At 63.3% G+C, this 4,591-nt stretch carries 1 protein-coding gene; it reads right to left on the bottom strand.

Annotation, left to right across the window (positions count from 1 at the left end):
- The coding region (locus ACGF5G_RS35635; protein ID WP_393271291.1) for a hypothetical protein at window positions 1-4,552 on the bottom strand (4,552 nt) is incomplete at its 3' end.
- Window positions 4,553-4,591 lie beyond the last annotated feature (39 nt).

Raw genomic sequence — 4,591 nt, 5'->3', positions numbered from 1 at the left:
CCGCCCACCCCGACGGCAACACACCCTTCCCACCACCCGAGAACGAACCACCCCCCACACGACCCCACTCAAACGCCGCCGCACCACCAGGCAACCCACCCTGGGTGCGCCGACGTTTCGGGGCCCGCCCAGTTCCCGTCTCGGCTCGCTCTTTGCGCTCCTGCCGCGCCTGGATCTGGGCTTTAATAGCCTCGAACTCGCCGATGCTCTTGTCCAGACCCACGAGCACGAGCCGGAAGGCGTATTCGGGTTCGGGCACCGGCGAATCCGCTCTTGGGACCAACGGCACCCCGACCACGGCGAAAATGTCGATGGCGACATCCAATCCGACCGGCCGCGGCAATTGCCCTACCTTCAGGGTAATCGGCGTTCCCTTATCGAGATTCACCTTCCCGCCACCCAACACGTCGACTGAATTGCCCAGTCTAAGACGCAGGGGTCTAGGCATTCGGCCATCCGCCAACATTATGTCTTTGATAGATATTGCGTCGTAAAGATCCCACCGATCCTCTCGCTCCCACAGCACGTTTCCGGTCTGCAGCAGCCGACCGATATCGGGCACGGTGGGGGCGGGCTTGACCAGCTCCAGGTACAGGGTTTGCTTGATAGGGTTCTCTTCGAGTATCACGACCGCGATGGGTCGACCAAAGATGTCATACCCGAGTTCGAGACGAACCTCCCTCATGTCCGCAGGAAAGACAAACCTTCTTCCGTCGGCCACCTCGACCTGTGGGATACGGCCCTGACGGGCGGTGGCATGGGCCTGACCTGCCCCGCCCTCCCCGCCGAGGGTTATGCCCAATTCTCTCCGGGGTTGCAACAGACGCGTCTTGATGTAATAGGAAGCGCTGAACTCCCATGGGGGGTAGAGTTCCCAAGACGCACGCACCTTTTGCTTCAGACTGTGCAGCTCGCCCTCAGTGAACTCGCGGTTGATCGGTTGGTAGATGACGCTTCCAGCGCCGTTGTCCGCGGTGTACGGGATTTCGATAAACCCGACGCCCTTTTCGCCGACCTTCCCGAAACTGATATTGACCACATCACCCAGGCCGAAGAGTCCACCGACATGTCCGAGAACTATGTCCTTGCCGCTCAGTTTGATGCGCAGCCCTGGGGCCGGGCGGGTTAGCTCTCTTATGTCCTTGTCATGCCGCGCGGGGGTGGTGGGGAGGCGGATGGTGAATGGGTCTTCGAGGTTCCCTGGGAGCTGATCTTTCCAGCCGCTGCGTTGGTTGTTGAGGTCGCGGAGGTATTCGAGGTGTTCGGCGAGTTCCTGGACCTGGTTGCGGGGGGAGATGGGGGGTTGACGGATGGCCGCGAGGTTGCGGTGGAATGAGTCTCGCCGGATGCGCGAGTAGGTGCTGTCGGGATTCTTCTCCGCCTTGGCGATTGCCGCTCGCAGCAGACCACGTGTCTCCTCAAACACCCCAGCCTGTTGGCGCTGCTCGCCAGGGTCGGGCCGGAAGAAGCCCGCGGCGATACGGTCATCCTGTGGGCCACGAGGTTGGGCGAGGACGTAGGCGCCCTTCAACCGAAGGACCTGTTGCGGGGTGACACCGGGAACCAACGGCGGGCCGATGTCGTGCGGGGCCCCGAACGGATGGTGGACCTGCATCGGCTGGTCCAACTCCTTGGCCAGCACATGGAGAGGCACAAGCGCGACGTCGTAATCCAAGGTTTGGTTGTTTCCGATCGTGCTGAGCCAGATCCGTTCCAGGGCTTTCCGCCGCTGCTCGGACACGTCCCCCGAATACGGAAGAATCTTTCTAAACGTCGACTCTTCACCCCGGGCAAGGTCGTCGGCCAGTTGACGGACCACCCATGCGCGCAGTCCTTCCACGCTGGTGACGCCCCACTGCGCCAACAGCTGCGGGTAGGTGTTCAACACCGACCTGTAGAAGGCGAGGTGCGCCCCCCCGCGGAACAGCGCAGAATCGATGTTGAAGACCTTGTCCGCCCACTGCTCGAATTCTGTCGCCTGGTCACGGGTTACCCCGGCCGACAACTGGGTGATCGCCGCGTCCACGCTCCGCTGCAAGTCCGGCGCGACACCACCGGACCCACCGGCCGTCATCGCCCCGCTCGGCCCCGGGTCCGCCCCGCCCACCCATGACACCCCTGCCAGCGGGCCCGACGCGACCGGTGCGGAGCCCTCCAGCGACAACCCCGAACCAAGCGCCGACGTCGACAGATACGCCCCCGCCCCCGAATTCGACCCCTCCCCCGCGTCAAGAATCCCCGGGTCAAAACCGGACAGGTCGTAATCTCCCGCAGGACCGGACAGCAGTCCACCCGAGGCCACGTCGACCAAGCCGGCGGAGGTGACGCCTCCCTGCAGGTCCGAGGGCCCGACCGGCGCGGAGCCCTCCAGCCGCGACGCCGAGTCAACGGCCGGGCCGGACCATTCCATCGCCGCTGGCAGGTCGGACAGCGCATCGGGGGCTGGCTCCGAGGGCTGGGGGTCTGGTGCGGGCTGCAGACCCCGCCGCCCCAGCGCCAGCTCCTCTCGATGCTTGAGCGTTTCGGCGAGAGCCTCGAATTCCTCTTTGCCTTGCACGGTTGTTTCGATGAGCCGGTAGACGTATTCGGGTTCGGGCGCCGGCGAATCCGGTCTTGGGACCAACGGCGCCCCGACCACGGCGAAAAGGTTTTCGGAGAGAACCCTTGCGCCGGCATCCGGTCCGGACGCCTCCATCCGTCCTACCCGCAGTTTGATTTCCGTGCCCCGAGAGAGATCCACCTCCCTCCCATCGAACGTCTTGGCCAAACCATTGATTCTTATGTCCAGGCCGGGCAACGCTTTGTGCGACCACATTTCGGAACTGGCAGATATTTCATCGAAAAGGAACCAACGACGGTCATCTCGTTCCCACAGCGCATAACTGCGCATTCCCTTGATGTCGTCCGCGGTGGGGGCAGGGTCCATTTCCAGGTACAGAGTCCGTCCGGTCATGTTCTTGTCGGCCGGGATAATCACGACGCCGAAGGGTTGATCATCCATGCCATACCCGAGCCGGAGAATGACCTCCTTCAGGTCGGCCGGAAAGGTAAACGGACTTCCGTCGACCATCTTGCTATTCGGGATAGTGAATTGACCATGTCCGAAGCGACGGGACAGCCTCCTTTTTTTGTCCACACGGAACTCCATGTGGTAAAAGTCCTCGGAGAACCATCGGTCTTCGAGTTCCCACTCCCGGCCGGGCACCTTTTTCCTCAGGGCGCGCAGCTCGTCGTCAGTGAACTCGCGGGGGACCTTTCGGTAGATAGCGCCGTCCACGGTGTACCGGATTTTGACGATACCGACGCCTACTCCGTTGAGCTTCCCGAAACTCATATAGACCACATCGCCCGCGATGGCCACGTCGTCTACAACGGCGAGACGTTCCGGCTTGCCGCCCAGCGTGGCCATCAAACTTGGTAGGTAGTCACCGCCGACGGAAGCGGTGAAGCTGATGGTGAATGGGTCCTCGAGTTGCCATGAGTTCTGGTCTTTCCAGCCGCCGTCTACGTTGCGGCTGCGGAGGTAGAGCCTACGGAGGTATCGGCGGCTTTCTGCGAGTTCCCGGACCTGGCTGCGGGGGGAGATGGGGTGTTGACGGATGAGCGCAAGCTTGCGGTGGAATGTGTCTTGCTGGATGAGCCCGTAGATCTCGGTCGGATTCAGATTCGATTCCGCCTCGTCGATTTCCTCCCGCAGCTGACGGAGTGCCTCCTCAAAGGTGGCCTGTTGGACCTGGTCGGTCACCGATGGCCGCGAGAAGCCCTCAGCGATGCGGGCGGCGATGCGGTCATCGTGTGGGTCACGAGGTTGGACGATGATGTAGGCGCCGTTCAACCAGACGACTGGTTGCCGGGTGACACCGGCAACCGGCGGCGGGCCGATGTCGTACGGGGCACCGAACGCATGGTGGACCCGCATCGGCGCGCCCAACTCCCCGGCGAAGATATGGGGAATCACATGCGAGATGTCGTGACCGTCGGCGTGGGCGTGCCCGACCTTGCCGAGCCAGAGCCGGTGCAGGGCCTTCCGGCGCTGCGGGGACACGCTCTCCGGATACGGCAGAAGCTCTCTGAACTTCGACTCATCACCCCTGGCGAGGTCGACGGCCAGTCGGTGGGTCGCCCACGCGCGCGCTCCACGCAGGTCGGTAACGCCCTCCTGCGCCAGCAGTTCCGGGTAGGCGTTCAACACCGACTTGTAGAAGGCGAGGTGCGGCGACTTTCCCTGGCCGAACAGCGCAGGATCGATGTCGAACACCTCGTCCGCCCACTGCCGGAATGCCGCCTCGTCAGCGGCCGCAACGGCTGACAACTGTTCGATCATTTCCGATTGCCAGCCCGGCGGCAACCACCCCAAGCCGGGCTCCGGTGTCCTCATATCGAAAAAGTCTGCCTCCCCCGGCGGGTTATCCCACAGGGCAGAAATATCCGGGTCAACACCAAACGGGTCAGTTTCCGCTGGATCGGACGGCTGCCCGTCTGCGTCAGAGCCGGCCGGGCCCCATTCCATCGCCGCCGGCCGACCAGGCAACGAACCGGGCGACAGGTCCAAAGACTCAGACTCAAACTCCGACTCCGAGCCGGACGACTC

Origin of the sequence: Micromonospora sp. NPDC047730 (assembly GCF_043204765.1) — a bacterium.
Taxonomy (GTDB): domain Bacteria; phylum Actinomycetota; class Actinomycetes; order Mycobacteriales; family Micromonosporaceae; genus Micromonospora.
The sequence above is the reverse complement of the archived record's forward strand: the minus strand, read 5'-3'. Positions and strand labels throughout refer to the sequence as shown.